Source organism: Streptomyces boetiae (assembly GCF_031845405.1).
Taxonomy (GTDB): Bacteria; Actinomycetota; Actinomycetes; order Streptomycetales; family Streptomycetaceae; genus Streptomyces; species Streptomyces boetiae.
Genome location: NZ_JAVREN010000023.1, coordinates 38,586 through 64,124, shown reverse-complemented (window position 1 = coordinate 64,124; position 25,539 = coordinate 38,586). Strand labels below are relative to the sequence as shown.

Here is a 25,539-nt window from a genome sequence, read left to right as displayed (position 1 = left end):
CGGTACCTGACACGGCCGGGGCAGAGGACACAAGGAGACAGTCATGCCGACGCCCACCAAGGGCCGCAGGCTGGGCGGCAGCCCCGCCCACGAGCGCCTGATGCTGGCGAACCTCGCCACGTCGCTCTTCGAGCACGGCCGCATCACCACCACCGTGGCCAAGGCCCGGCGGCTGCGCCCGGTCGCCGAGCGCCTGATCACCAAGGCGAAGAAGGGCGACCTGCACAACCGCCGCCAGGTGATGCAGACCATCCGCGACAAGAGCGTGGTCCACACGCTGTTCACGGAGATCGGGCCGAAGTTCGCCAACCGCCCCGGCGGCTACACCCGCATCACCAAGATCGGGCCGCGGCGCGGGGACAACGCGCCCATGGCCGTGATCGAGCTGGTGGAGGCGCTCACCGTCCAGCAGGAGGCGGTCGGCGAGGCCGAGGCCGCCACCCGCCGCTCCGTGAAGGAGCAGGAGACGGCGGCCCCGGCCGCCGCCGGCCTGGAGAAGAAGGACGAGACCGCGGAGTCCTCGGAGGCCGCGGACGCCTCGGAGGAGCAGAAGGACGACGAGAAGGACGCCTGACGGCGTCCGGACCGGTCCACGCTGGGCCCGACCCCGCCGGGGCCGGGCCCCGCGGCATGTGCCGGGGCAACGGCCGCGGCGGGCGTGTGCCCGGGCGCGCCGGGCCCGGGACGCGGGGACAACGCGCGCGGAGCCGGGCGGGAGTGGCGAGGAGGAGCGTCGGGGTGGACGAGCGGGATCTGCCGGCCGTGGGGCGGGTGCGGGTGCGCCTGGACCTCTCCTACGACGGCCGGGACTTCTCCGGCTGGGCCCGCCAGCGGGGCCGCCGCACGGTGCAGGGGGAGCTGGAGGAGGCCCTGCGGATCGTGGCCCGCTCGCCCGAGGGCTGGGAGCTGACCGTGGCGGGCCGCACCGACGCCGGGGTGCACGCCCGCGGCCAGGTGGCTCACGTGGACCTGCCGGCGGAGGTCTGGGAGGAGCAGCGCGGGCAGCTCGTGCGGAGGCTGGCCGGGCGGCTCCCGCAGGACGTGCGGGTGTGGCGCGCCGAGGAGGCCCCGCCTTATTTCAACGCCCGTTTCTCCGCGCTCTGGCGCCGCTACGCCTACCGCGTCAGCGACCACCCCGGGGGCGTGGACCCGCTGCTGCGCGGCCACGTGCTGTGGCACAACTGGCCGCTGGACGTGGCGGCGATGAACGAGGCCTCCGCGCTGCTGCTGGGCGAGCACGACTTCGCGGCCTTCTGCCGGCGCCGCGAGGGGGCCACGACCGTCCGGGCGCTGCGGGAGCTGCGGTGGGAGCGCCGGCCGGACGGGATCGTGGAGGGCACGGTCCTGGCCGACGCGTTCTGCCACAACATGGTCAGGTCGCTGGTGGGGGCCCTGCTCTTCGTGGGCGACGGGCACCGCCCGCCGGCCTGGTCGGCGCAGGTCCTCGCGGCCCGCGTGCGGGACTCGGCCGTTCACGTCGTGCGGCCCCACGGCCTGACCCTGGAGGAGGTCGCCTACCCCTCCCCGGCGGGCCTGGCGGCCCGCAACGCCGAGGCCCGGCAGCGCCGCGCCCTGGCCGACGCGGACGCCGACGCCTGAGGGGCGGCTCGGGGGTGGCCGCGGGGAAGGCTCAGCCCTCCTGCTCGCGGCGCTGCCGCTCGCGCTCCTCGACCAGGGCGGAGGCGGAGGCGGACGCCTGGGCCTCGCCGCGCAGGACGACCCGTTCCACGGCGTGGCGGTCCCCGTCCCGGGCGGCCTGCTGGGCGGCGGTGCCCTCGCCGCGGTCGGGGGAGCCGTCGGCGTTGCCCGCGAGGGTGAAGACCGCGTAACGGCCGCGGTCGTTCACCGTCGTGCGGCAGCCGCCGCGTTCGCAGAACGCCCCCGCCTCGCCGCCGGCCAGGGGCTGGAGGTTGCCCGCGATGCCCTCGCGGACGGCCGCGGCGCCCTGCTCGGCCTCGAACTGGGCGACGCCGACCGTCACCAGCACGCCCTCGCCCGCGTAGGTGGCCCGCAGCAGGGACACGCAGCCGTTCTCGGCCAGCAGGGCGGTCAGCTCCTCGGTCGCCCCCTCCGCGCAGCCCTCGGAGGCGCCGGTGGAGGCCAGGGTGTAGGCGCGGCCGTCGATCTCGAAGGGCTCGGAGCCGAAGAAGGAGTCCGGGGTGAACGGGGCGGTGTCCACGCCCGGGTCGGCGATGAACTCCTCGGGCCGGGGGACCGGCGGCAGCGTGGTCTCCGAGAAGGTGGGCTCGGCGTCCTCGCTGTTTTCCGGGAGGTCGGAGGGCTCGGGCAGGGCGGCGCCGCCCGAGTCGTCGCCGCTCATGCTGACGATCAGCGCCGCCACCACGGCGCCGACCACCACGGTCGCCACCGCCGCGATGATCAGCAGCGTGGCGCGCCGCCGCCCGCGCCGGCGCTCGGCGTCGGCCGCCAGCGCGTTCCAGTCCGGGGTGTTCGATCCCCCTGGGGTCCAGCCCGGACCCCCCTGCCCGTAACTCATGGACAGGTAGCTTAAGGGGCCCCGGGGCCCCCGCGTCCCGGCGGGCGCCGGAGCCCCGTTTTGACCGGCCGCGCGGCGGGGCGGTACTCTGCCCAGTCGAAGTAACACAAACGAATAGAACTTCTGCGTATGGCTTGCTCGATCTCACGTGAGGGGCCTTGCGCCGGTCCACCTGGCTGACCGCGGGCGGCCGGCACCCGGTTTGCGTCGCCGGTGCCGCTGTCGCCGTGATGACCCCCGGGTGGCCTTGTCAGGTTCCAGGTACCCATCACTGAAGAAGCGAAGGCTACGACCCGTGCGTACGTTCAGCCCCAAGCCCGGCGACATCCAGCGTCAGTGGCACGTCATCGACGCCACCGATGTGGTGCTGGGCCGCCTGGCCTCCCAGGCCGCCTCCCTTCTGCGGGGCAAGCACAAGCCGGTGTACGCGCCGCACGTTGACACCGGTGACTTCGTCATCATCGTCAACGCCGACAAGGTGCACCTCTCCGGCAATAAGCGCACCCAGAAGCTCGCCTACCGCCACTCCGGCTACCCCGGTGGTCTCCGCTCGGTCCGCTACGGCGACCTGCTGGACAAGAACCCCGAGAAGGCCGTGGAGAAGGCCGTCAAGGGCATGCTCCCGAAGAACACCCTCGGCCGCCAGATGTTCTCGAAGCTGAAGGTGTACGCCGGCCCGGAGCACCCGCACGCCGCGCAGCGGCCCGAGCCGTTCGAGATCACCCAGGTCGCGCAGTAGTCCGGCCACCGCTGAGAGACGAAAGAGAAGCTGAGGAGAACCGTGGCCGAGACCACCCCCGAGACCCTTGACACCGAGGTCCCCGAGGTCGAGGAGTACACCACCGAGAGCGCGCCGGAGGAGTTCGCCGCCGGCGAGACGCTGACGGCCCGCTTCGGCGACCCGCAGCCCGGCGCCGGCACCGGCCGCCGGAAGAACGCCATCGCCCGCGTCCGGATCGTTCCGGGCAGCGGCAAGTGGAAGATCAACGGCCGCACCCTGGAGGGGTACTTCCCCAACAAGGTGCACCAGCAGTCGGTCAACGAGCCCTTCAAGGTGCTGGAGCTGGACGAGCGCTACGACGTGGTCGCCCGCATCTCCGGCGGCGGCGTCTCCGGCCAGGCGGGCGCGCTGCGCCTGGGCGTGGCCCGCGCGCTGAACGAGGCCGACGTGGACAACAACCGCGGCCCGCTGAAGAAGGCGGGCTTCCTGACCCGCGACGCGCGCGCCGTGGAGCGGAAGAAGGCCGGTCTGAAGAAGGCCCGCAAGGGGACGCAGTACAGCAAGCGCTAGTCGCCCCCTCGGCAGGCTTTCTGCTGACTTTACTCACGCCCCGACAGCATTTCCGTGCTGTCGGGGTGTTCTTTTTATAGGGTTTACGCGTCGGGGGGCCGCTCGTCACTAATCGGAGGCAATGCAGTGGGACGACTCTTCGGAACGGACGGCGTGCGCGGCGTCGCCAACGCGGATCTCACGGCCGAGATGGCGCTCGGCCTGTCGGTCGCGGCGGCCCACGTGCTCGCCGCCAAGGGGGAGACGTCCGGCCGCCGGCCCCTGGCGGTGGTGGGACGCGACCCCCGGGCGTCCGGGGAGTTCCTGGAGGCGGCCGTGGTGGCCGGCCTCGCCAGCGCGGGCGTGGACGTGCTGCGGGTGGGCGTGCTGCCGACCCCGGCAGTGGCCCACCTGACGGGCGCGCTGGACGCGGACTTCGGCGTGATGCTCTCCGCGAGCCACAACCCGATGCCGGACAACGGCATCAAGATCTTCGCCCGGGGCGGCCACAAGCTGGCCGACGGCCTGGAGGACCGGATCGAGGCGGCCTACCTGGAGCACGCCTCCGGCCAGCCCTGGGACCGGCCGGTGGGCGCGGGTGTGGGCCGGGTCAGGGAGTACGGCGAGGGCTTCGACCGGTACGTGGCGCACCTGGTGAGCGCGCTGCCCAACGGCCTGGGCGGGCTGAAGGTGGTCATCGACGCGGCGCACGGGGCGGCCTCCCGGGTGGCGCCCGAGGCGTTCGCGCGGGCCGGGGCCGAGGTGGTGACCATCGGCGCCGAGCCGGACGGCCTGAACATCAACGACGGGTACGGCTCGACGCACCTCGACGCGCTGCGGGCGGCCGTTCCCGCACACGGGGCCGCGCTGGGCATCGCCGTGGACGGGGACGCCGACCGCTGCCTGGCCGCCGACGCGGCGGGGGCCGAGGTGGACGGGGACCAGATCCTGGCGGTGCTCGGGCTGGCGATGCGGGACGCGGGGACATTGCGCCGGGACACGGTGGTGACCACCGTGATGTCCAACCTCGGGTTCACGCTGGCCATGGAGCGGGAGGGCCTGCGGCTGCGGCAGACGGCCGTGGGGGACCGGTACGTGCTGGAGGAGATGCGGCGCGGCGGGTACGCGCTGGGCGGCGAGCAGTCCGGGCACGTCATCGTGCTGGACCACGCGACCACGGGCGACGGCACGCTGACCGGGCTGCTGCTGGCCGCGCGGGTGGCGGCCACGGGCCGGCCGCTGGCGGACCTGGCCGGGGTGATGGAGCGGCTGCCGCAGGTGCTGATCAACGTCCGGGACGTGGACAAGTCCCGCGTCACCGACTCCCGCGAGCTGGCCGAGGCCATCGCGGAGGCCGAACGCCAGCTCGGCGACACCGGCCGCGTCCTGCTGCGCCCCTCCGGCACCGAACCCCTGGTCCGCGTCATGGTCGAGGCGGCCGACCCCGCCGAGGCCCGCACGGTGGCCGCCGGCCTGGCGGACGTGGTCAAGTCGGCCCTGGGCTGACGCGCTGGGGCGCGACGCGGCGTCAGCCGACGGGCGGGTCGCGGCCCGGCCCGGTGCGACCGGCGCCCCGTGCGGGGCGCCGGGAGCCCGAACGCACGTGACTCCGCGGCGCGTCGAGCTGCGCGGCGCGGGGGCGCCGGTTCGCACGCTCGGTGTGTGCTCCCGGCGCGGCGCCCGCGCGCGGGGTGGCGAGCGCCGCCCGGCCCCAGCGGTCCGGCCGGGAGGCGCCGGCGCACGCCCGCCGGTGCTCGCCCTGCGGCGTTGCCAGTGTCGCCGGCGGTGACCGCCCGCAGGGCGGCTCGCCGTGAGGCGTCGGGGTGCGGGCCCGAGCCCGCACGCCCCCGGCGGGTCCGGGGCGCCGGGGTGCGGTACCGGGCAGGCGCAGGTCCGGGGAGCCGGGGACGCAGCCGGCAGGGCTAGAGCTTGCGGAGGCGAAGGCGGCGGACCGTGTGGTGCTCGGACTTCTGGAGGACCAGGGTGGCGCGGGCGCGGGTGGGGGCGATATTGGTCAGGAGATTGGGCTCGTTGATGGTCTCCCAATTCTTGCGGCCGTACTCCATCGCCTCCTCCTCCGGCACCTCCGCGTATCTGCGGAAAAAGGATTCGGGATTCTGGAAGGCCGTGGCGCGGAGTTTCCGGAAGCGATCGAGATACCAGCGGCGGATATCCGCCGTGCGCGCGTCCACGTACACCGAGAAGTCGAAGTAGTCGGCCAGGCCCACGCGTCCGGGCAGCGCGGGCTGGAGGACGTTCAGCCCCTCCAGGATGAGTATGTCGGGGCGGCGGACGGTCAGGGTCTCGCCCGGCACGATGTCGTAGCTCAGGTGCGAGTACACCGGAGCCGTCACCTCGGGGCGGCCGGCCTTCACGTCGGCGACGAACCGCGTCAGGGCCCGCCGGTCGTAGGACTCGGGGAAGCCCTTGCGGGTCATCAGGCCGCGGCGCCGCAGCTCGGCGTTGGGCAGCAGGAAGCCGTCGGTGGTGACCAGCTCCACGCGCGGGTGCTCGGGCCAGCGGGCCAGCAGCTCGCGCAACAGCCGCGCCACGGTGGACTTCCCGACCGCGACGCTGCCGGCGACCGCGATCACGAAGGGCGTCGCGGGCTGCGGCTCCCCGAGGAACGTGCTGACCGCGCCGCGCAGCCGGCCCGTGGCGGCGACGTAGAGGTTGAGCAGCCGGGAGAGCGGCAGGTAGACCTCGCGGACCTCGTCGAGGTCGATGACGTCGCCCAGGCCCCGCAGCCGTTCCACCTCCGGGGCGGTCAGGGGCAGCGGGGTGCGCTCGCGCAGGGTGCTCCACTCCGCGCGGCCGAGGTCGACATAGGGGGTCGCGTGCGAGGACGCGGCCGGTGAGGGTGAGATGGGTGAGGGAGCCACGGCGCCATTCTCCTCACCCGGCTACGCTGCCCGCATGTGCGGGATCGTCGGCTACACGGGAACGCGGTCGGCCCTGGAGGTGGTCCTCGCCGGGCTGGGCCGCCTCCAGCGCCCGGACCAGGATTCCTCGGGCGTCGCGGTGCTGGCCGACGGCGGGATCGCGGCGGCCAGGGCGCCCGGCGGGCTGCCCGCGCTGCGCGAGGCGCTGAAGCGCGGGCCGCTGCCCACCGGCGGCAGCGCGATCGGCCACCTGCGGCGGGCCACGCACGGCCCGGCCACGGTCGTCAACGCCCACCCGCACCTGGACGACGCCGGGCGCGTGGCCGTCGTGCACAACGGCACCCTCGGCAACCACGCCGAGCTGCGCGCCGAACTCGCCGCCCGCGGGCACCGGCTGGCCTCCGAGACCGACAGCGAGGTCGTGGCGCACCTGCTGGCCGAGGCCTTCTCCTCCTGCGCGGACCTGGCCGAGGCGATGCGGCAGGTGTGCCGGGCGCTGCGCGGGGCGTTCGCCGTGGCGGCCGTCCACGCGGATCAGCCGGAGACGGTGGTCGGGGCCTGCCGGGGGCTGCCGCTGGCCGTGGGGATCGGGGAGGAGGAGTCGTTCCTGGCCTCGGACCCGGCGGCCTTCGACGGGCAGGACCTGGCCGAGGTGGTGGAGTGCGGGGCGGCCGGGCGGGGCGAGCGGGTGGTGGCGCTGCGGCGGGAGTGGGACGAGGTGCGCTGCGAGATCACGGACGCCGAGGGGGGCGTGGTGCGGGCGTGATCCTGGGGGTGGGCATCGACGTCGCGGAGATCGACCGCTTCGCGCGGTCGCTGGAGCGCACCCCGGAGCTGGCGGGCCGGCTGTTCGTCGACGCGGAGCTGTGGCTGCCGAGCGGGGAGCGCCGGGGGACGGCCTCCCTGGCCGCGCGGTTCGCGGCCAAGGAGGCGCTGGCCAAGGCGCTGGGCGCGCCGCCGGGACTGCGCTGGACGGACGCCGAGGTGGTCAGCGCCGAGGACGGCCGCCCGCGCCTTGAGGTGCGCGGGACGGTGGCGGCGGCGGCCGAGCGCCTTGGGGTGCGCTCCTGGCACCTGTCACTCAGTCACGACGCGGGCGTGGCCTCCGCGGTGGTCATCGCGGAGGGCTAGGGCCAGCGCGCTCAGGGGGCGGCCGGGCGCAGGGGCGGCAGGAGGCGGGCCCAGACGGCGGGCAGGGCCTCGGTGACGGTGGAGGCCATCGGGGGAGCGGCGGCCAGCCGCCCCGCCAGGCCGTGGAGGTAGGCCCCGGCCGAGGCCGCGTCCAGCGGGTCCAGGCCCGCCGCGAGCAGCGCCCCGATCAGGCCCGAGAGAACGTCCCCGCTGCCGGCCGTGGCCAGCCAGGGTGTCCCGGTGGGGTTGGCCCGCACGGGCCCGGTGGCGTTGGCGATCAGGGTTGTGGAGCCCTTCAGCAGGACGGTGGCGCCGAATCGTCCGGCCAGCTCCCGCACCGCGGCCAGCCGCGCGGCCTCCACCCGGTCCCGGCCGGTGCCCAGCAGGGCCGCGGCCTCTCCGGCGTGCGGGGTCAGGACGGTGGGTGCCGGGCGTTCCCGCACCCGGCCGGGGTCCAGCAGCCGCAGGCCGTCCGCGTCCACCAGCACCGGCACGCCGGAGTCCAGCACCTGCGCGACCGCCTCCCGGGCCTCGGGGCCGTCCCCGAGGCCGGGGCCGATCACCCAGGACTGGACGCGGCCCGCCCCGGCCGGGGGCCCGTCGCTCACCAGCGTCTCGGGGTAGCGGGCCAGCACCATCGCGCCGGCCGGGCCCGCGTAGCGCACCGCGCCCGAGCCGCCGCGCAGCGCCCCGCCCACCGCCAGCACGGCCGCGCCGGGGTAGCGGGCCGATCCGGCGACGACGCCGACCACCCCGCGCCGGTACTTGTCGGACTCGGCGCCGGGGCGCGGCAGCAGCGCGGCCACGTCCGCGTCCTCCAGGGCCACCAGGTCGGGCTCGGGCGGGAGTCGGGGCCCCAGGCCGATGTCCACCAGGTGCACCCGCCCGGCGCGCTCGCGGGCCGGGTCCACCAGCAGGCCGGGCTTGAACGCGCCGAAGGTGACCGTCAGTGCGGCCCGCACCGCGTCGCCCGCGATCTCGCCGGTGTCCGCGTCCACGCCGCTGGGCAGGTCCACGGCCACCACCGGCACCCCGCCGGCGGCGGCGGCGCGGGCCAGCCCGGCGGCCCGGGGGCGCAGCCCGCCGCGCCCGCCGATGCCGGTGATGCCGTCCACCACCAGCCGGGCGCGCGCGATCAGCGCCTCGGCACCCTCGGGGGGCGCGGTCCGCCCGCCAGCGGCCCGCAGCGCGGCCAGCCCGCCGGGGTGCGCCCGGTCGGGCGAGAGGAGCACCGCCGTGACCGCCACGCCCCGCCGGGCCAGGCGCGCGCCGGCGTACAGGGCGTCCCCGCCGTTGTCCCCGCTGCCGACCAGGAGCACCACCCGCGCACCCGAGCGGCGCGCGCCCCGCGCCCCGCCTCCGCCCTGCCCGCCGCGCCCGCCCCGCTCGTCCAGCAGGCGGGAGCAGGCCGCCGCCAGGCCCGCGGCGGCGCGCGCCATCAGCGTTCCCCCGGGCAGGCGTTCCATCAGCACGCGCTCGGCGGCCCGGACGGTCTCCACGCGGTAAGCAGTCCTCATGAGACCAGTCTGGCCGGTGCCCGCACGGCCTTCCTGCGACACTGGGGGGTGATGAACGACCATGCACGAGTCTCGGACTGGCGACCGCGCGCCGACATCGACCTGGACGCGCTGCGCGCCAACGTGCGCGCGCTCCTGGAGCGCACCACCGGCGGGGCCCGGCTGATGGCGGTGGTGAAGGCGGACGCCTACGGGCACGGCATGCTCCCGTGCGCCCGCGCGGCGCGCGAGGCGGGCGCCGCCTGGCTGGGCACCGCGACCCCCGAGGAGGCCCTGGCGCTGCGCGCGGCCGGGGACACCGGGCCGGTGCTGTGCTGGGTGTGGACGCCGGGCGGCCCGTGGCGGGAGGCCGTCGAGGCGGGCGTGGACGTCTCGGTCAGCGCGGGCTGGGCCCTGGAGGCCGCCGCCGCCGCGGGGCGCGCGGCCGGGCGCCCCGCGCGGGTGCACCTGAAGGCCGACACCGGCCTGGGGCGCAACGGCAGCCCGCCCGCCGAGTGGCCCGGCCTGGTGGCCGCCGCCCGCGCCGCCGAGGAGGCGGGCGCGGTCCGCGTCACCGGCCTGTGGTCGCACTTCGCCTGCGCCGACGAGCCGGGGCACCCCTCGATCGCCCGTCAGCAGGCCGCGTTCTCCTGGGCGCTGGAGGAGGCCGAGCGCGCCGGGCTCGTCCCCGAGGTGCGCCACCTGGCCAACTCCCCGGCCACGCTGACCCTCCCCGAGTCCCACTACGACCTGGTGCGCACGGGCGTCGCCGTCTACGGCCTCTCGCCCTCGCCCGAGATCGGCGCGCCCGAGGACTTCGGGCTGCGGCCGGTGATGACGCTGCGCGCCCCGCTCGCCGCCGTCAAGCGCGTCCCCGGCGGTCACGGCGTCAGCTACGGCCACCACTACACGACCCCCGGCGAGACCACGCTCGCGCTGATCGCCGCCGGGTACGCCGACGGAGTTCCCCGGCACGCCTCGGGCACCGGCCCGGTGCTGGTGGCCGGGAAGTGGCGGACGGTCGCGGGGCGGGTGGCGATGGACCAGTTCGTCGTGGACCTCGGCGGGGACACCGCGGCGGCCGGGGACGAGGCCGTCCTCTTCGGGCCCGGGGACGGCGGCGAGCCCACCGCCGAGGACTGGGCGCGGGCCTGCGGGACCATCGGCTACGAGATCGTCACCCGCGTCGGCCCCCGCGTGCCCCGGGTCTACCACGGCGAACGCCCGTGGGAGACGTGGACCGGGACGCCTCCCGGTCCCGGGGCCGAGCCCGGCGAACGCCCGCGGGAGACGGCGTGAACGAGTGGGCGCGGCGCCTCGGGGTGGCCGGGGCCGCGGTGGGCGCGGTCGCGGCCGGGGTGGCGGTGGACCGGCTGACGGTCAGCCGCTCGGTGCGCCGCCAGGCGCTGCTGGCGCTGGACGCCGCCGGACCCTTCGGGTCGCTGCGCGGCACGCCCGGCACGGCCCTCGCCGAGGACGGCACGGAGCTGTACTACGAGGTCGACGACGTGGACGAGCTGGACCCCGGCGAGGAAGGCGCGGACGGCGAGGACGCCGAGGGCGCCCGCCCGGTGGCCGCCGAGCCCCGGGCGGGGGAGCGCGAACGAGCGCGCCTGCCCCGGGCGTTGCGCCGCGCCCGGCGGCCGTCCCCCGCGCCGGTGCCCACCGTGGTCTTCAGCCACGGGTTCTGCCTGGCCCAGGACGTGTGGCACTTCCAGCGGGCCGCGCTGCGCGGCGTCGTGCGGGCCGTCTACTGGGACCAGCGCGGCCACGGCAGGTCCGGGCGCGGGCGCGGCCCGGTCACCGTCGGGCAGCTCGGCCGGGACCTGAAGGCGGTGCTGGACGCGGCCGTTCCCGAGGGGCCGGTCGTCCTGGCCGGGCACTCCATGGGCGGGATGACCGTGCTGGCCCTGGCCGCGCAGTACGAGGACTGGCTGGTGCGGCGGCTGGCGGGCGTCGCGCTGCTGGCCACCTCCTCCGGCGGCCTGGACGGGGTGACCTACGGCTTCCCGGCCCCGGCCGTCCGCGCGGTGCGGACCGTGCTGCCGGGCGTGCTGCGGGCGCTGGGCACCCAGCCGGGGCTGGTGGACCGCGGGCGGCGCGCGGCCGGGGAGCTGTACGCGCAGGCCGTGCGGCGGTACGCCTTCGGCGCCCCGGACGAGGTGGACCCGGGGGTGGCGCGGTTCGCGGAGCGGCTGATCACGGCGGTGCCGATGGACGTGGTCGCCTCCTTCTACCCGGCCTTCGGCGCGCTGTCCCTGGCCCCGGGGCTGCGGGTGCTCGGCGGCCTGGAGCGCGACCTGCCCACGCTGGTTGTCGCGGGCGAGCGGGACGCGGTCACCCCGGCCGCGCACGGCGAGCGGATCGCGGCGGCCCTGCCGGGCTCGGAGTGCGCGGTGCTGCCGGGCGCCGGGCACCTGCTGCTGCTGGAGCGGCCGGACGCGGTCAACGAGCACCTGGCGCGGCTGGTGGCGCGTAGCATCCGGTTCCATGAGCCGGCCGACTGAGCACACGGAGCACACGGAACGCGGGGCGCACGGGGCGACGACGGGGGAGGCGGCGGTGGAGCTCACCGTCCCGGACGCCGATCGGATGCGGGAGCTGGGGCGGCGGCTGGCCGCGTTCCTGCGCGCCGGGGACCTGGTGCTGCTCACCGGGGAGCTGGGCGCGGGGAAGACCACCCTCACCCGGGGGCTCGGGGAGGGGCTGAAGGTCCGGGGCGCGGTGACCTCGCCGACGTTCGTGATCGCCCGGGTCCACCCCTCGCTGGGCTCGGGGCCGCCGCTGGTGCACGTGGACGCCTACCGGCTGGGCGGGGGCCTGGAGGAGATGGAGGACCTCGACCTCGACGTGGCGCTGCCGGAGTCCGTGGTCGTGGTCGAGTGGGGCGAGGGCCGCGTCGAGGAGCTGGCCGAGGACCGCCTGCACGTCGTCATCCGCCGCGGCGCGGGGGACACCCCGGAGGGCTCGGCCGACCCCCGGTCGGTCACCGTCACGGGCGTCGGCCCCCGCTGGCGCGGCGCGGGGCTGGCGGCGCTGGCCGAGGACGTTGCCCCGCCGTCCTGAACGGCCGCCCGCGGGCGCGCCCTAGGGGACCACGACGACGGCAACCCCCGTCGTGGCGAAGAGCCACATCGCGTCGCCGTCCTCGCGGCTCTGGCGGATGCCGCCCGTGGAGCCCCCGGCGGAGGGGTCGGGCGTGGAGCCGTCCAGCGCGGCCGAGAAGCCGAAGACGACGCCCTCCGGCGAGACGTGGAAGACCACCGCGTGCTCCATCGGCACTCCGTCCGAGCCGGTGCCCTGCGCGGTGCGCGAGGTGACCTCGTACGTCCCCGGCGGCGGGCTGACCGCGCTGGGGTACACGCGGTAGGACTCGGCGATCACCTCGCCCGGCCCGTCCTCCGCCGGCTCCACCAGCCACACCCGCCGCTGCTCCAGCGCGTACACCACGCGCCGGCCCTCGCCCGACTCGGCCGGCAGCGGCAAAGGCCCCTCCTCGCCGCCGCCCGGTTCCGTCCCCTCCGGGGTCGCGGAGCCCGGGGCGGCCGGGGGGTCCGCGCCGAGGCGGTCGTCGGCGGAGGCGGCCTGGTACGCGAAGAAGGCGACGACGGCGAGCGCCGCGGCCGTTATCCCGGCCACGAAGCCCCCCGCGCGGGGGGCCGGGGAATGGCGCGCCATGGAAACGCCCCCGCCTTTCTCGGACTTGTCGGTGCCCGCGTTCTCCTGGAGTACCGCCGCCGACGCTACCAGCAGGCCGGGCACCCCCCGGGGCGCCGTACCCTTGCTCCCGTGCTGCTGCTCGCCCTGGACACCGCAACGCCCGCCGTCACCGCCGCGCTCCACGACGGCACGCGGGTGCTGGCCGCCGCCCGGGAGGTTGACGCGCGCCGCCACGGCGAGCTGCTGCTGCCGGCCGTGGACCGGGTGCTGGCCGAGGCCGGGCGGGAGCTTGTGGAGGTGACCGCCCTGGTGGTGGGCACCGGGCCCGGCCCCTACACGGGGCTGCGGGTCGGCCTGGCCACCGCCGCCGCGCTGGGCGCGGCGCTGGCCGTTCCGGTGCACGGGGTGTGCACGCTGGACGCGCTGGCCTGGGAGGCCGCGGAGTCGGGGCTCGCGGGCCTCGCCGGGCCGTTCCTGGTCGCCACGGACGCCCGCCGCAAGGAGGTCTACTGGGCGCGCTACGCCGACGGCCGGACCAGGACCGGCGGGCCCGCCGTGGACCGGCCCGCCGGCCTCCCCGCCGAGGCGGCCGGGCTGCCGGCGGTGGGCGCGGGGGCGCTGCTGTACCCCGAGGCGTTCCCGGGGGCACGCGAGGACGGGCCGCTGCACGCCTCGGCCGCCGCGCTCGCGGGGCTGGCGGCGGAGCGCCTGGCCGCCGGGGCGGCGCTGGAGGCGCCCGTCCCGCTCTACCTGCGCCGCCCGGACGCCCGCGTCCCCGCCGGGTACAAGGCGGTCACGCGGGGATGACCGTGCTGCGGGAGATGCGCTGGTGGGACCTGGAGGGCGTGCTCGCGCTGGAGGCCGAGCTGTTCCCCGACGACGCGTGGCCGGCGGCGACGTACTGGGCCGAGCTGGCCCGCGCCCGCGGCCCGGAGCGCGACCGCGCCTACCTGGTGGCCGAGGAGCCGGGCGGCCGGCTGGTCGGCTACGGCGGCCTGGGCGTGGCGGGCGGCACGGGCGACGTGATGACCATCGGCGTCACCCGGGACCGGCAGGGCACCGGCCTGGGCGCCCGCCTGCTGGCCGCTCTCCTGGACGCGGCCCGCGCCCTCGGCTGCCACGAGGTCCTGCTGGAGGTACGCGTCGACAACCTCCCGGCCCAGCGCCTCTACAAGCGCTTCGCCTTCACCCGCATCGGCATCCGCCGCGGCTACTACCAGCCGGGCAACCGCGACGCGCTGGTCCTGCGCCGCGACCTCGCGGCCGGCGCCCCGGAGACGGAGGCCCCTCCGGCGCGGGACGCTCCCCCCGGCGGCGCCCCGGCGGCGAACGCCTTGGGCGGACCCGCTGCGACCCGACCCGCGCCGGGGACGAACGCCCCACAGGAGACCGCCCTGTCCGGTCCCGCCCCAGGGGCGAGCGCTTCGCCGGAGGCCGCCGGGCCGGGTTCCGCCTCGTCCGGGCCTGCGCCGGGGACCGCGCCGTCCGGGGCCGACCCGGTAGCGGGCGCCCGCGCCGCGCGTTCCGGGCCGGAGGACCGGCGCGATCGCGCAGCGGGCCCCCGCGACCCCGGGGCCGGAGCAGCCTCGGGGGCGCACGCCACGGCCGGGAGCCGTCCGCCGGAGGGCCTCGCCGAGCCGGCAGGCGGTTCCGCCGCCGGTGCCACCGGCGTTTCTTCCGGGCGGGACCCGGGCGAGCCGGATGCGCCTTCCGGGAAGCCCGGCGGGATGCAAGACGCGCCTCCCGGCGCACGCGGCGCCGCCCGGGGCTTTCCCCGCGGGGAGCGCCCCGAAAGCTCCGGCGGGCCCGGTGGTGAGCCGGGCGGCGGCGAGCCGCACCCGCATTCCGATCAGCCCGGCGGGAAGCCGGGTTCGCGTTCCGGAGGGACCGTGCATGGCTGACGAACCGCTGGTGCTGGGTATCGAGACCTCCTGCGACGAGACCGGCGTCGGCATCGTGCGCGGGCACACGCTGCTCGCCGACGCCGTCGCCTCCAGCGTCGACGACCACGCTCGCTACGGCGGGGTCGTCCCCGAGATCGCCAGCCGTGCGCACCTGGAGGCGATGGTCCCCACCATCGAGCGGGCGCTGGCCCAGGCCCGCGTGTCCGCCCGCGACCTGGACGCCGTGGCCGTCACCGCCGGGCCGGGGCTGGCCGGCGCGCTGCTGGTGGGCGTGGCCGCCGCCAAGGCGTACGCCTACGCCCTGGGCAAGCCGCTGTACGGGGTCAACCACCTCGCCTCCCACGTCTGCGTGGACCAGCTCGAGCACGGGCCGCTGCCGGAGCCGACGATGGCCCTGCTGGTCTCCGGCGGGCACTCCTCGCTGCTGCTCGCCCCGGACATCACCTCCGACGTCCGCCCGCTGGGCGCCACCATCGACGACGCGGCGGGCGAGGCGTTCGACAAGGTGGCCCGCGTGCTCGGGCTCGGCTTCCCCGGCGGGCCCGTCATCGACCGGCTGGCCCGCGAGGGCGACCCGGCGGCCATCGCCTTCCCGCGCGGCCTGACCGGCCCGAGGGACGCGCCGTACGACTTCTCCTTCTCCGGCCTGAAGACGGCCGTGGCCCGCTGGGTCGAGGCCCGGCGGCGGGCGGGCGAGGAGGTGCCGGTCGCGGACGTGGCCGCGTCCTTCCAGGAGGCGGTCACCGACGTGCTGACCCGCAAGGCGATCCGCGCCTGCCGCGAGGAGGGCGTGGACCACCTGATGATCGGCGGCGGCGTCGCGGCGAACTCGCGGCTGCGGTCCCTGGCGGAGGAACGCTGCGCCGCGGCCGGCATCCGGCTGCGGGTGCCGCGCCCGGGGCTGTGCACGGACAACGGCGCGATGGTGGCGGCGCTCGGCGCGGAAATGGTCGCGCGGGGGCGCGCGCCCTCGGCGCTCGACCTGCCCGCGGACTCCTCGCTGCCGGTGACCGAGCCGCACGTCCCGGCGGGGCACCTCTGATGGCGGGCGGCGGGCCCGTGGCCCTGATGTGGGAGGCGCGCGCCCGGGAGGGGCGCGGCGCGGAGCTGCTGGCGTGGGCGCGCGGCCGGGCGCTGGAGCCGGCGCCGGAGCGGCGGGAGACGTTCACGGCCGCGGGCGAGCGGGTGCTGGTGATCACCTGGTGGCCCGAGGGGGCCGAGGCGCCACCCGAACTGCCGGAGCCGCCGGGGGAGTTGCTGCAACGCCCGGTCCACCGCTGGCGTTTCACCCCGGTCCCGGACTGAGCCCTACGCCCCGCCCTCCGCCCCGCCCTCCGCGAGGGGGTGCCCCAGCAGCATCGTGGGCGCCCCGGCGACCCGGGTGAGGAACACGGTGCACGAGGCCGGGCCCGACAGGCGCATCCGGGCCCGCAGCTCCTCGGGAACGACCGCCGAGCCGCGCTTCTTGACGGTCAGGGTGCCCACGCCGCGCTCGCGCAGCAGCGCCCGCAGCCGCTTGAGCTGGAACGGCAGCACGTCCGTGATCTCGTACCCGGTGGCGAACGCGGTGGGCCGGGGCCGGTCGGCGGCGATGTAGGCGATGGCGGGGTCGAGCAGGCGGCCCTCCAGGGCCTCGGCCACGTCCGCGACCAGCCCGGCGCGGATCACGGCGCCGTCCGGCTCGTAGAGATAACGGCCTGGCGGGCCGTCGGGGGCCTGGCGGGGGTTGCCGGCCAGCGTGGGCGGGCCGGGGGCGCCCTCGTGCGGTCCGGGGAGCAGGGTGGCGCGGCGGGGCGCGTCGGGCGGCTCGGGTCCGAACCACAGCACGGCCTCCTTGACCTCCCCGCGGTGGGAGACCCACTCGGCCTCGGCCTGGGGCGGGATGACCTCGTGAGGCAGGCCGGGGGCGGTCTTCAGCACGGTGTGCGGGACGCGGACCGCCAGCCCCAGGGCCCAGCTCAGGGGCGGGGAGTACGCCTCGGGGTCGAAGACGCGGCCACCGCCCGCGCCCCGGCGGCGGGCGGGGTCCGCGAAGGCGGCGTCGCAGCCCTCGGCCCGCGGGTCCACCTCCTGGGCCGCGGCCCGGCGGACGGTGACGCGCGAGGAGAGGCCCAGGGCCTCGGCGTTGGCGGCGGCCACGGCGCAGGCCAGGGCCGAGCGGTCCACGGCCAGGACGTCGAGCCCGGCCCGGGCCAGGGCCAGGGCGTCCCCGCCGATGCCGCAGCCGAGGTCGGCCACCCGGCGGGCGCCGCGGGCGGCGAGGCGGGCGGCGCGCCAGTCCGCGACGGGGGCGCGGGTGGCCTGTTCGAGGCCGTCGCGCGTGAAGTACATCCGCCCGGCCTCGGGGCCGAACTTGGCGGCGGCGCGCTGCCGCAGCAGGGCCTGGGCGAGCGCGGCGGCGACCAGCCGGGGCGGGTGCTCGCGGCGCAGCCGGGTGGCCTCGGCCAGCTCGCGGGCGGGTTCGACGCCGCGCACCTCCTCCAGCAGCCGCTGCCCGCGCGGGGTCAGCAGGGCGCGGAACTCCTCGGCCTCCGCCTCGTCCCGGGCGTCGGCGTCCCCGCCGCCGGCGCTGCCGGCGTTGCCCCTGGCGTTCGTCTCTCCGGTGCGTGCGGCCACACGGGTCATTCTGCCCGGCGGCCCGGAGGGGCGCGTCCGGGTCCGGGGCGGGGGGTGGCAGCATCCCGAGCCGTGAGGATTATCAGACAAGTAAGACAAAATGACTGGAGGGTGCGAGGGAAGGCGCGGCGCTGCGGCACCCTCGGCGGCGCGGCGATACTCGCCCTGATCTGTTCGGGCGCCGGGCTCCCCCCGCCCCTGGCCGCCCCCGGCCCCTCCCCGCAGCCCTGGGGCCCGTCCTCCACGGTTGACGCCAACCCCCCGCGCGCGGGCGCGAGCGCCGCACTGCTCGGCGTCTCGCAGCAGACCCAGGCGCGCACGGTCGCCAAGGCGCTGGAGGCGTACGCCACTTCGCTGAAACGCGCCGAGGCCCGCCGCCTCGCCGCGGTCAAGACCTGGAAGCTGCGCCGCGCGCCCCTGCGCGCCCCCGCGCCCCCGGCCGACAAGCCCGAGGTGACCAGCGAGCGCGGCCACCTCTCCGGGGCCGGCCTGCCGCCCGTCCTGGTGCGGGTGCCCACCGACGAGAAGGTCGTCTTCCTGACCATCGACGACGGCGCCGAGAAGGACCCGGACCTGCTGCGGATGCTGAACGACCTGCGGATCCCCTGGTCCGGCTTCCTCTCCGACCACGTGGCCCGGGACGACTACGGCTACTTCCGCGAGGCCCACCGGCAGGGCGCGGGCGTGCACAACCACTCCATCAGCCACCCCGAACTCCCCGCGCTCTCCTACCGCGAGCAGCGCGAGGAGATCTGCGAGCAGCAGGACATCCTGGAGGAGGAGATCGGCGAGCGCCCCACCCTCTTCCGCCCGCCCTACGGCGCCTACGACCGCGACACTCTGCGCGCCGCCGCCTCCTGCGGGGTGCGGGCCGTGCCGCTGTGGGCCGAGGAGGCGTTCCCCGACCGGATCGAATGGGGGCGCGAGGACCGGAAATTCCACCCCGGTGACATCATCCTGACCCACTTCCGCGGCGAGGCGGAGTGGGACGGCAGCATGACGGACATGGTCCGGCGGGTACTGGACACGGCGACCCGCCAGGGCTTCGCCGTCGCCCGGCTGGAGGACTACCTCTAGCCCGCCCGGGAGCCCTCCCGGCACGCGCCCGGCGGGGCGTTGGCACTCTAGTTGACTGAGTGCTAACGGCGGCCTAGTCTCGGAGCCGACGCTGGCACTCTCACCGTAGGAGTGCCAGCCACCCCGCGACAGGCGGATCCGGCACCCGCGACGACGGGTCCACCAGGTCGCAGTCCAGCCATTTCCATGACCCCGCGAGATCTCCGAAGGGGGAGGTCGGATCGTGACGACCGTCAGCTCCAAGGTTGCCATCAAGCCGCTCGAGGACCGCATCGTGGTCCAGCCGCTCGACGCCGAGCAGACCACGGCCTCGGGCCTGGTCATTCCGGACACCGCCAAGGAGAAGCCCCAGGAGGGCACCGTCCTGGCCGTGGGCCCGGGCCGCTTCGAGGACGGCAACCGGCTTCCGCTCGACGTCAAGGTCGGCGATGTCGTGCTCTACAGCAAGTACGGCGGCACCGAGGTGAAGTACAACAACGAGGAGTACCTCGTCCTCTCCGCCCGTGACGTGCTGGCGATCATCGAGAAGTGACCGGCGACTAGTCGAGTTGCACGCCGCGCCCCGGGACCGGATCGTCTCCGGGGCGCGGTGACGTTCCCGGACGATTCGAAAAAAGACAGAGGGACATCCACACCCATGGCGAAGACTCTGAAGTTCGACGAGGACGCCCGTCGCGCCCTCGAGCGCGGCGTCAACAAGCTCGCGGACGCGGTCAAGGTCACCATTGGTCCCAAGGGCCGCAACGTCGTCATCGACAAGAAGTTCGGCGCGCCCACCATCACCAACGACGGCGTCACCATCGCCCGCGAGGTCGAGGCCGAGGACCCCTACGAGAACCTGGGCGCCCAGCTCGTCAAGGAGGTGGCGACCAAGACCAACGACATCGCGGGCGACGGCACCACCACCGCCACCGTGCTGGCCCAGGCGCTGGTCCGCGAGGGCCTGCGCAACGTCGCCGCCGGCGCCTCCCCGGCCGGCCTGAAGCGCGGCATCGACGCCGCCGTCGAGGCCGTGGCCGAGGACCTGCGCGCCTCCGCCCGCCCCATCGACTCCAAGGAGGACATCGCCGCCGTGGCCGCGCTGTCCGCCCAGGACAAGCAGGTCGGCGAGCTGATCGCCGAGGCGATGGACAAGGTCGGCAAGGACGGCGTCATCACCGTCGAGGAGTCCCAGACCTTCGGCCTGGAGCTGGACTTCACCGAGGGCATGGCCTTCGACAAGGGCTACCTCTCGCACTACATGGTCACCGACCAGGAGCGCATGGAGGCCGTCCTCGACGACCCCTACATCCTCATCCACCAGGGCAAGATCTCCTCCATCCAGGACCTGCTGCCGCTGCTGGAGAAGATCATGCAGGCCGGCGGCTCCCACCCGCTGCTCGTGATCGCCGAGGACGTCGAGGGCGAGGCCCTGTCCACCCTCGTGGTCAACAAGATCCGCGGCACCTTCAACTCGGTGGCCGTCAAGGCCCCCGGCTTCGGAGACCGCCGCAAGGCGATGCTCGGCGACATGGCCACCCTCACCGGCGGCACCGTGATCTCCGAGGAGGTCGGCCTCAAGCTCGACCAGGCCGGTCTGGACGTCCTGGGCCGCGCCCGCCGCGTGACCATCACCAAGGACGACACCACCATCGTGGACGGCGCGGGCCGCCAGGAGGACATCGCGGGCCGGGTCGCGCAGATCAAGGCCGAGATCGAGACCACCGACTCCGACTGGGACCGCGAGAAGCTCCAGGAGCGCCTGGCCAAGCTGGCCGGCGGCGTGTGCGTCATCCGCGTCGGCGCCGCCACCGAGGTGGAGCTGAAGGAGAAGAAGCACCGCCTGGAGGACGCCATCTCCGCCACCCGCGCGGCGGTCGAGGAGGGCATCGTCCCCGGCGGCGGCGCCTCCCTGGTCCACTCCGCCAAGGTCCTGGAGGGCGACCTCGGCAAGACCGGCGACGAGGCCACCGGCGTGTCCATCGTCCGCCGCGCCGCCGTCGAGCCGCTGCGCTGGATCGCGGAGAACGCCGGCCTGGAGGGCTACGTCATCACCTCCAAGGTGGCCGACCTCGACAAGGGCCAGGGCTACAACGCCGCCACCGGCACCTACGGCGACCTGGTGAAGGACGGGGTCATCGACCCGGTCAAGGTCACCCGCTCCGCGCTGCAGAACGCCGCCTCCATCGCCGCCCTGCTCCTGACCACCGAGACCCTGGTGGTGGAGAAGAAGGAGGAGGAGCCGGAGACCGGCGGCGGCCACAGCCACGGCCACTCCCACTGACGCGGTCCCCGGGGCGCCCCTCGCGCCCCGCGGTCCCGCAGCAACGCACCCGGGCCCCGTCCCGCCCCCGCACAGGGGCGCGGCGGGGCCCGGTGGCGTTCACCCACGCCCGTGGTGTTCACCCCACGGCCGGGCCCGGCCGGCGCCGCTCACGCCTCCGGCTCGCCCCGGCGCGGGCCGTACCTGCGCCCGGCGCGCGCGGACAGCCCGCCCAGCGCCCCGCGCGGGGCCAGCTTCGCGGCCCCCATCAGCACCTTGTAGCGCGCGTCGGGCACGGACACCGTCCGCCCGCGCTCCAGGTCCTTCAGCGCCGCGTCCACCACCCGGTCCGCGTCCAGCCACATCCAGCCCGGGACGTTCTCCGTCCCCATCCCCGCCCGCTGATGGAACTCGGTGCGCACGAACCCCGGGCACAGCGCCAGCAGCCGCACCCCCTCGCCCGCCAGGTCGCGCGCCGCGCCCTGCGTGAACTGCACCACCCACGCCTTGGAGGCCCCGTAGGTGCCGCGGGGGAGGAACGCGGCCACCGAGGCGACGTTCACCACCGCCCCCCGGCCGCGCCGCCGCATCGGCCCGGCCGCCGCCGTCGTCAGCCGCAGCACCGCCTCGCAGTGCACCTTCAGCATCCGCAGCTCCTCGGCCACGGGCACGTCCAGGTAGGAGCCCTTGAGGCCGAAGCCGGCGTTGTTCACCAGCAGCTCGACGGGGCTCCCCGGGTCGGACAGCCGCGCCTCGACCGCGGCGATGCCCTCGTCGGTGGACAGGTCGGCCCGCAGCACGGCCGCCTCGATGCCGTGCCGGTCGTGCAGCTCGGCCGCCTGGCGCCGCAGCGCCTCCGCGTCCCGGGCCACCAGCACCAGGTCGTGCCGGTCCCGGGCCAGCCGGCGGGCGAAGGCGGCGCCGATCCCCGCGGTGGCGCCCGTCACCAATGCAGTTGTCATACCAAGACGGTAGACGCCCGGGCTGGTCAGCGCCGCGCATCCCGCGAGCCGGACTCCACCAGCTCGCCCCTGCGCGCCCGGCCGAGCAGCTCCTCGCGCTCGTCCTCCGTCAGCCCTCCCCACACCCCGTACGGCTCCCGCACCGCCAGCGCGTGGGCCGCGCACTCCGCACGCACCGGGCAGCGCATGCACACTTCCTTCGCCGCCTCCTCACGCGCGCTGCGGGCCGCGCCGCGCTCGCCCTCCGGGTGGAAGAACAGCGAGCTGTCGACGCCGCGGCAGGCGGCCAGCAGCTGCCAGTCCCACAGGTCCGCGTTGGGGCCCGGGAGGCGGGAGAAATCAGCCATGACAGTTGTCCCATCGTCTACGAGGCCAGCAAAGTAGATGTAAATATGACTACCAGCCGAATATAGCCGCAGGCACCCCAAGAAGGGCAATAAGGTCTAAATAGGGCAAAAACGAATGTTCGGCGTGTTTGACGGGGGCGCGCGGCTGCGTGATCGACTGCTCACGTACAGTGCTGCTGCTGTGAGGTTGGAGGCCGTAACTCTTTCGGGTGACCGTCGTTGAGAGGGCGAGGCGGTTGGCACGGCTGGTCAATCGCACAGATGACGACACACGACCTGCCTGGAGGCTCAAGGTGATGCGCATCAGCTGCGGAGGGCGACGACCATGACTTCCGTCCTTGTCTGCGACGACTCCCCGCTCGCCCGGGAGGCACTCCGCCGCGCGGTCGCGACCGTGCCCGGCGTCGAGCGGGTCACGACGGCCGCCAACGGCGAGGAAGTTCTCCGCCGCTGGGGCGCCGATCGTTCCGACCTGATTCTGATGGACGTCCGAATGCCCGGGCTCGGCGGAGTCGAAACCGTACGCCGCCTGCTCTCCGCGGACCCCGGTGCCCGCATCATCATGCTCACCGTCGCCGAGGACCTGGACGGCGTGGCCCTGGCCGTCGCCGCCGGCGCCCGCGGCTACCTCCACAAGGACGCCTCCCGCGCCGAGCTGCGCGCCACCGTCACCCAGGCCCTGGCCGACCCGACCTGGCGGCTCGCGCCGCGCCGGCTGCGCTCCTCCGACATGGGCGCGGCGCCCACGCTCACCGCCCGGGAGATCCAGGTCCTGGAGGGCATGAGCCACGGCCGTTCGAACGCCGAGATCGGCCGTGAGCTGTTCCTTTCCGAGGACACGGTCAAGACGCACGCACGCCGGCTGTTCAAGAAGCTGGGCGCCTCCGACCGCGCGCACGCCGTCGCGCTGGGGTTCCGCTGGGGGCTGGTCCGCTGATCGACGGGACCGGACGGGGAGCGCGGCCGGCGGCTGTCACCCCCGTCCGGTGAGGAGCGGGGCGGCAAAAGGTTCCCGGGTGCCGCATCCTTGAATGCATGACGCTCCTTGGGGACGAGTCGGCCAGGTGCGAGGGGAGGGCCCGGGACATGTCGTTCGGCGCTCCCGCGGCTTCCACCACACATAACGCTTCGGTGCACAACTCGGCCCGCGGCGGGGCGGACCCCGCGGCCCCGGTGCACCATGGACCGATGCGCGACGACGAGGCCACGGCGATCGGAGCCCTCGTTCACCGTGCCGCCGAGGGCGACGCCCGGGCCACGCACGACCTGCTGGCGCACGTCCACCCGCTCGCGCTGCGGTACTGCCGGATGCGGCTGGCCCGGCTGCCCGGCGAGGCCCGGCACTTCGTGGACGACCTCGCGCAGGAGGTGTGCCTCGCCGTCCTGTGCGCCCTGCCGCGGTACCGCGACACCGGCCGCCCCTTCGACGCCTTCGTCGTCGCCATCGCCCAGCACAAGGTCGCCGACCTCCAGCGCGCCGCCCTGCGGCACCCCGGGAGCTGGGCCGTTCCCTCCGACGAGATGCCCGAGCGGCCCGACGACTCCCTGGGCCCGGAGGAGCGCGCGCTGCTGAGCAGCGACGCCGAGTGGGCCAGGAAGCTGCTGGCCAACCTCCCCGACCACCTGCGCGAGCTGGTGCTGCTGCGGGTCGCGGTCGGCCTGACCGCCGAGGAGACCGGGCAGAAGCTGGGCATGTCGCCGGGCGCCGTCCGCGTCGCCCAGCACCGCGCGCTCAGCAGGCTGCGGGCCCTGGCCGGGCGCTGAGCCCCCGCCCGGCGGGCGTTCTCCGGTGCCTCCCGCGGGGCCGTAGCATGGACGGAACATTTCCCTGGCGGGGGTGCGAGGGACCCGGGATGCGCGGGAAGGCGCGGGAAGGCTGTCATGACTGACTACGCGGGAGAGCTGCCGGAGAAGTTCGCGCCCCTGGGGCTGACCTTTGACGACGTGCTGCTGCTGCCCGGGCCCGCCGACCTGGAGCCGCAGGACATCGACACCTCCTCGCGGATCTCCCGCAATGTCAGGGTGAACGTTCCTCTCATCTCCGCGGCGATGGACAAGGTCACCGAGGCCCGGATGGCCATCGCCATGGCCCGGCAGGGCGGGGCCGGGGTGCTGCACCGCAACCTCTCCATCGAGGAGCAGGCCGCCCAGGTGGACCGGGTCAAGCGCTCCGAGGCCGGCATGGTCACCGACCCGATCACCATCCGCCCCGACGCGACGCTGCGCGAGGCCGACGAGCTGTGCGGGCGTTTCCGGATCAGCGGCGTGCCGGTGACGGACGCGGCCGGGCGGCTGCTGGGCATCGTCACCAACCGCGACATGGCCTTCGAGCCGGACCGCGGGCGGCAGGTGCGCGAGGTCATGACCCCGATGCCGCTGGTCACGGGCGCGGTGGGGATCTCCGGCGAGGACGCCATGGAGCTGCTGCGCCGGCACAAGATCGAGAAGCTGCCGCTGGTGGACGAGGCGGGCCGGCTCAGCGGGCTGATCACCGTCAAGGACTTCGTGAAGGCCGAGAAGTACCCCCGCGCGGCCAAGGACGCCGAGGGCCGCCTGATCGTGGGCGCGGCGGTCGGCGTCGCCGGGGACGCCTACGAGCGGGCCGAGGCGCTGATCGAGGCGGGCGTGGACTTCGTGGTGGTGGACACCGCCCACGGGCACTCCCGGCTGGTCGCGGACATGGCCGCCAAGATCAAGTCGAACTACGACCGGGTGGACGTCGTCGCGGGCAACGTCGCCACCCGCGAGGGCGCCAAGGCGCTGGTGGACGCGGGCGTGGACGGCATCAAGGTCGGGGTCGGCCCCGGCTCGATCTGCACCACCCGCGTCGTCGCCGGGATCGGCGTGCCGCAGGTCACCGCGATCCACGAGGCCTCGCTGGCCGCCCGCGAGGCCGGCATCCCGGTGATCGGGGACGGCGGCCTCCAGTACAGCGGGGACATCGCCAAGGCGCTGGTCGCGGGCGCGGACACGGTGATGCTGGGCAGCCTGCTGGCCGGCTGCGAGGAGTCCCCGGGCGAGCTGCTGTTCATCAACGGCAAGCAGTGGAAGTCCTATCGCGGCATGGGCTCGCTGGGCGCCATGCAGTCGCGGGGCGAGCGGCGTTCGTACTCCAAGGACCGGTACTTCCAGGACGAGATCGGCGACGACGACAAGCTGATCCCCGAGGGCGTCGAGGGCCAGGTGCCCTACCGCGGGCCGCTGGCCTCGGTCGTTCACCAGCTCGTCGGCGGCCTGCACCAGTCGATGTACTACCTCGGCGGGCGGACCGTTCCGGAGATCAAGGAGCGGGGCCGCTTCGTGCGGATCACGGCGGCGGGCCTGAAGGAGAGCCACCCGCACGACATCCAGATGACGACCGAGGCGCCCAACTACACGCGGCGCTGACCCCGCCCGCCCGCCCGCCGGCCGGCCGCGCCGGACCGGCCTCGCGCGGTGCGGGGGAGGACAGGCCG

The 25,539-nt window shown here is 75.7% G+C and carries 25 protein-coding genes and 2 pseudogenes; 20 read left to right on the top strand and 7 right to left on the bottom strand.

Translation table 11 applies throughout. The features are described 5' to 3' along the window. Positions 1-43: 43 nt before the first annotated feature. Complete coding sequence (gene rplQ / locus RM780_RS16555) at positions 44-574, top strand: 50S ribosomal protein L17 (RefSeq protein ID WP_311631504.1); 531 nt, start codon at positions 44-46, stop codon at positions 572-574. A 164-nt stretch (positions 575-738) separates the two neighbouring features. After that, positions 739-1,599 carry a tRNA pseudouridine(38-40) synthase TruA gene (gene truA / locus RM780_RS16550; RefSeq protein WP_311631503.1) on the top strand — a complete coding sequence of 287 codons (861 nt, stop codon included), beginning with the start codon at positions 739-741 and terminating at the stop codon, positions 1,597-1,599. 31 nt (positions 1,600-1,630) lie between these two features. On the opposite strand, the gene RM780_RS16545 is transcribed toward truA, so the two are convergent. Next, positions 1,631-2,497, bottom strand: coding sequence for a hypothetical protein (locus tag RM780_RS16545; protein ID WP_311631502.1), 867 nt, complete (start codon positions 2,495-2,497; stop codon positions 1,631-1,633). Positions 2,498-2,792: 295 nt separating this feature from the next. On the opposite strand from RM780_RS16545, the gene rplM reads away from it, so the two are divergent. The 3 genes from rplM (at position 2,793) to glmM (ending at position 5,273) form a co-directional block, all read left to right on the top strand. Continuing rightward, the gene (rplM, locus tag RM780_RS16540; RefSeq protein ID WP_311631501.1) at positions 2,793-3,236 is read left to right on the top strand and encodes a 50S ribosomal protein L13; all 444 of its coding nucleotides are present in this window, start codon (positions 2,793-2,795) and stop codon (positions 3,234-3,236) included. 42 nt (positions 3,237-3,278) lie between these two features. Continuing rightward, entirely contained in the window at positions 3,279-3,788 is a 510-nt protein-coding gene (rpsI, locus tag RM780_RS16535; RefSeq protein ID WP_311631500.1) for a 30S ribosomal protein S9, read from the top strand. A 126-nt stretch (positions 3,789-3,914) separates the two neighbouring features. Then, the gene (glmM, locus tag RM780_RS16530; RefSeq protein WP_311631499.1) at positions 3,915-5,273 is read left to right on the top strand and encodes a phosphoglucosamine mutase; all 1,359 of its coding nucleotides are present in this window, start codon (positions 3,915-3,917) and stop codon (positions 5,271-5,273) included. Between the two features lie 416 nt (positions 5,274-5,689). On the opposite strand, the gene coaA is transcribed toward glmM, so the two are convergent. Continuing rightward, on the bottom strand, positions 5,690-6,649 hold the full coding sequence (coaA, locus tag RM780_RS16525; protein WP_311631498.1) for a type I pantothenate kinase: 960 nt from the start codon (positions 6,647-6,649) through the stop codon (positions 5,690-5,692). Between the two features lie 34 nt (positions 6,650-6,683). Here coaA and RM780_RS16520 point away from each other — a divergent pair. Then, positions 6,684-7,397: pseudogene (locus tag RM780_RS16520) on the top strand (glutamine--fructose-6-phosphate transaminase (isomerizing)); the annotation flags it as partial. Positions 7,398-7,411: 14 nt separating this feature from the next. Further along, the gene (locus tag RM780_RS16515) at positions 7,412-7,780 is read left to right on the top strand and encodes a holo-ACP synthase (protein ID WP_311631497.1); all 369 of its coding nucleotides are present in this window, start codon (positions 7,412-7,414) and stop codon (positions 7,778-7,780) included. A gap of 11 nt (positions 7,781-7,791) precedes the next feature. On the opposite strand, the gene RM780_RS16510 is transcribed toward RM780_RS16515, so the two are convergent. Then, a complete protein-coding gene (locus tag RM780_RS16510) occupies positions 7,792-9,297 on the bottom strand; it encodes an NAD(P)H-hydrate dehydratase (RefSeq protein ID WP_311631496.1) in 1,506 nt (501 codons plus the stop codon). Positions 9,298-9,348: 51 nt separating this feature from the next. Here RM780_RS16510 and alr point away from each other — a divergent pair, with 51 nt between their 5' ends. From alr to tsaE, 3 genes are read left to right on the top strand one after another with little or no spacing between them, the layout of a single operon-like run. Then, the gene (alr, locus tag RM780_RS16505) at positions 9,349-10,575 is read left to right on the top strand and encodes an alanine racemase (RefSeq protein ID WP_311631495.1); all 1,227 of its coding nucleotides are present in this window, start codon (positions 9,349-9,351) and stop codon (positions 10,573-10,575) included. Continuing rightward, entirely contained in the window at positions 10,572-11,783 is a 1,212-nt protein-coding gene (locus RM780_RS16500) for an alpha/beta fold hydrolase (protein ID WP_311631494.1), read from the top strand. Before alr ends, RM780_RS16500 begins: the two co-directional genes overlap by 4 nt. Next, positions 11,767-12,342 (top strand): tRNA (adenosine(37)-N6)-threonylcarbamoyltransferase complex ATPase subunit type 1 TsaE, encoded by a 576-nt coding sequence (tsaE, locus tag RM780_RS16495; protein WP_311631493.1) that lies wholly within the window; start codon positions 11,767-11,769, stop codon positions 12,340-12,342. The genes RM780_RS16500 and tsaE overlap by 17 nt, the downstream gene beginning before the upstream one ends. A 21-nt stretch (positions 12,343-12,363) precedes the next feature. On the opposite strand, the gene RM780_RS16490 is transcribed toward tsaE, so the two are convergent. Next, on the bottom strand, positions 12,364-12,954 hold the full coding sequence (locus tag RM780_RS16490; RefSeq protein ID WP_311631492.1) for a hypothetical protein: 591 nt from the start codon (positions 12,952-12,954) through the stop codon (positions 12,364-12,366). A 111-nt stretch (positions 12,955-13,065) separates the two neighbouring features. Between RM780_RS16490 and tsaB the strand changes: the two genes are divergently transcribed. From tsaB to RM780_RS16470, 4 genes and pseudogenes are all read left to right on the top strand, one after another. Then, positions 13,066-13,743, top strand: a complete 678-nt coding sequence (gene tsaB / locus RM780_RS16485) for a tRNA (adenosine(37)-N6)-threonylcarbamoyltransferase complex dimerization subunit type 1 TsaB (RefSeq protein ID WP_311631491.1) — start codon at positions 13,066-13,068, stop codon at positions 13,741-13,743. Then, positions 13,740-14,189 (top strand): annotated as a pseudogene (gene rimI, locus RM780_RS16480) (ribosomal protein S18-alanine N-acetyltransferase); the annotation flags it as partial. The gene tsaB and the pseudogene rimI, both read left to right, overlap by 4 nt. A gap of 640 nt (positions 14,190-14,829) precedes the next feature. Then, on the top strand, positions 14,830-15,882 hold the full coding sequence (gene tsaD / locus RM780_RS16475) for a tRNA (adenosine(37)-N6)-threonylcarbamoyltransferase complex transferase subunit TsaD (protein ID WP_311631490.1): 1,053 nt from the start codon (positions 14,830-14,832) through the stop codon (positions 15,880-15,882). Next, on the top strand, positions 15,882-16,145 hold the full coding sequence (locus RM780_RS16470) for a hypothetical protein (protein ID WP_311631489.1): 264 nt from the start codon (positions 15,882-15,884) through the stop codon (positions 16,143-16,145). The genes tsaD and RM780_RS16470 overlap by 1 nt, the downstream gene beginning before the upstream one ends. 3 nt (positions 16,146-16,148) lie before the next feature. Here the strand turns inward: RM780_RS16470 and RM780_RS16465 are convergent, their stop codons facing one another. After that, positions 16,149-17,465, bottom strand: a complete 1,317-nt coding sequence (locus tag RM780_RS16465) for a class I SAM-dependent methyltransferase (RefSeq protein WP_394812992.1) — start codon at positions 17,463-17,465, stop codon at positions 16,149-16,151. Positions 17,466-17,567: 102 nt separating this feature from the next. On the opposite strand from RM780_RS16465, the gene RM780_RS16460 reads away from it, so the two are divergent. From RM780_RS16460 to groL, 3 genes are all read left to right on the top strand, one after another. After that, positions 17,568-18,533 carry a polysaccharide deacetylase family protein gene (locus tag RM780_RS16460; RefSeq protein WP_311631488.1) on the top strand — a complete coding sequence of 322 codons (966 nt, stop codon included), beginning with the start codon at positions 17,568-17,570 and terminating at the stop codon, positions 18,531-18,533. A gap of 223 nt (positions 18,534-18,756) precedes the next feature. Beyond that, a complete protein-coding gene (gene groES, locus RM780_RS16455) occupies positions 18,757-19,065 on the top strand; it encodes a co-chaperone GroES (protein WP_311631487.1) in 309 nt (102 codons plus the stop codon). 105 nt (positions 19,066-19,170) lie between these two features. Further along, positions 19,171-20,796 (top strand): chaperonin GroEL, encoded by a 1,626-nt coding sequence (gene groL, locus RM780_RS16450; protein ID WP_311631486.1) that lies wholly within the window; start codon positions 19,171-19,173, stop codon positions 20,794-20,796. Positions 20,797-20,945: 149 nt separating this feature from the next. On the opposite strand, the gene RM780_RS16445 is transcribed toward groL, so the two are convergent. Both RM780_RS16445 and RM780_RS16440 read right to left on the bottom strand, forming a co-directional pair. Then, positions 20,946-21,737 carry an SDR family NAD(P)-dependent oxidoreductase gene (locus RM780_RS16445; RefSeq protein WP_311631485.1) on the bottom strand — a complete coding sequence of 264 codons (792 nt, stop codon included), beginning with the start codon at positions 21,735-21,737 and terminating at the stop codon, positions 20,946-20,948. 26 nt (positions 21,738-21,763) lie between these two features. Continuing rightward, entirely contained in the window at positions 21,764-22,084 is a 321-nt protein-coding gene (locus RM780_RS16440; protein ID WP_311631484.1) for a WhiB family transcriptional regulator, read from the bottom strand. A 325-nt stretch (positions 22,085-22,409) separates the two neighbouring features. Between RM780_RS16440 and RM780_RS16435 the strand changes: the two genes are divergently transcribed. The 3 genes from RM780_RS16435 (at position 22,410) to guaB (ending at position 25,471) form a co-directional block, all read left to right on the top strand. Beyond that, complete coding sequence (locus RM780_RS16435; RefSeq protein ID WP_019431595.1) at positions 22,410-23,021, top strand: response regulator transcription factor; 612 nt, start codon at positions 22,410-22,412, stop codon at positions 23,019-23,021. 251 nt (positions 23,022-23,272) lie between these two features. Continuing rightward, a complete protein-coding gene (gene shbA, locus RM780_RS16430; protein WP_311631483.1) occupies positions 23,273-23,848 on the top strand; it encodes an RNA polymerase sigma factor ShbA in 576 nt (191 codons plus the stop codon). Positions 23,849-23,965: 117 nt separating this feature from the next. Then, on the top strand, positions 23,966-25,471 hold the full coding sequence (gene guaB / locus RM780_RS16425; RefSeq protein ID WP_311631482.1) for an IMP dehydrogenase: 1,506 nt from the start codon (positions 23,966-23,968) through the stop codon (positions 25,469-25,471). Positions 25,472-25,539: the final 68 nt, after the last annotated feature.

Excerpts from the sequence above, each read along its gene's own strand:
- rplQ (WP_311631504.1), top strand. The coding sequence starts at position 44 with ATGCCGACGCCCACCAAGGGCCGCAGGCTGGGCGGCAGCCCCGCCCAC.
- RM780_RS16545 (WP_311631502.1), bottom strand. The coding sequence starts at position 2,497 with ATGAGTTACGGGCAGGGGGGTCCGGGCTGGACCCCAGGGGGATCGAAC.
- RM780_RS16510 (WP_311631496.1), bottom strand. The coding sequence starts at position 9,297 with ATGAGGACTGCTTACCGCGTGGAGACCGTCCGGGCCGCCGAGCGCGTG.
- alr (WP_311631495.1), top strand. The coding sequence starts at position 9,349 with ATGAACGACCATGCACGAGTCTCGGACTGGCGACCGCGCGCCGACATC.
- tsaE (WP_311631493.1), top strand. The coding sequence starts at position 11,767 with ATGAGCCGGCCGACTGAGCACACGGAGCACACGGAACGCGGGGCGCAC.
- RM780_RS16490 (WP_311631492.1), bottom strand. The coding sequence starts at position 12,954 with ATGGCGCGCCATTCCCCGGCCCCCCGCGCGGGGGGCTTCGTGGCCGGG.
- tsaD (WP_311631490.1), top strand. The coding sequence starts at position 14,830 with ATGGCTGACGAACCGCTGGTGCTGGGTATCGAGACCTCCTGCGACGAG.
- RM780_RS16470 (WP_311631489.1), top strand. The coding sequence starts at position 15,882 with ATGGCGGGCGGCGGGCCCGTGGCCCTGATGTGGGAGGCGCGCGCCCGG.
- RM780_RS16465 (WP_394812992.1), bottom strand. The coding sequence starts at position 17,465 with ATGACCCGTGTGGCCGCACGCACCGGAGAGACGAACGCCAGGGGCAAC.
- groL (WP_311631486.1), top strand. The coding sequence starts at position 19,171 with ATGGCGAAGACTCTGAAGTTCGACGAGGACGCCCGTCGCGCCCTCGAG.
- RM780_RS16445 (WP_311631485.1), bottom strand. The coding sequence starts at position 21,737 with ATGACAACTGCATTGGTGACGGGCGCCACCGCGGGGATCGGCGCCGCC.
- RM780_RS16440 (WP_311631484.1), bottom strand. The coding sequence starts at position 22,084 with ATGGCTGATTTCTCCCGCCTCCCGGGCCCCAACGCGGACCTGTGGGAC.
- RM780_RS16435 (WP_019431595.1), top strand. The coding sequence starts at position 22,410 with ATGACTTCCGTCCTTGTCTGCGACGACTCCCCGCTCGCCCGGGAGGCA.
- shbA (WP_311631483.1), top strand. The coding sequence starts at position 23,273 with ATGCGCGACGACGAGGCCACGGCGATCGGAGCCCTCGTTCACCGTGCC.
- guaB (WP_311631482.1), top strand. The coding sequence starts at position 23,966 with ATGACTGACTACGCGGGAGAGCTGCCGGAGAAGTTCGCGCCCCTGGGG.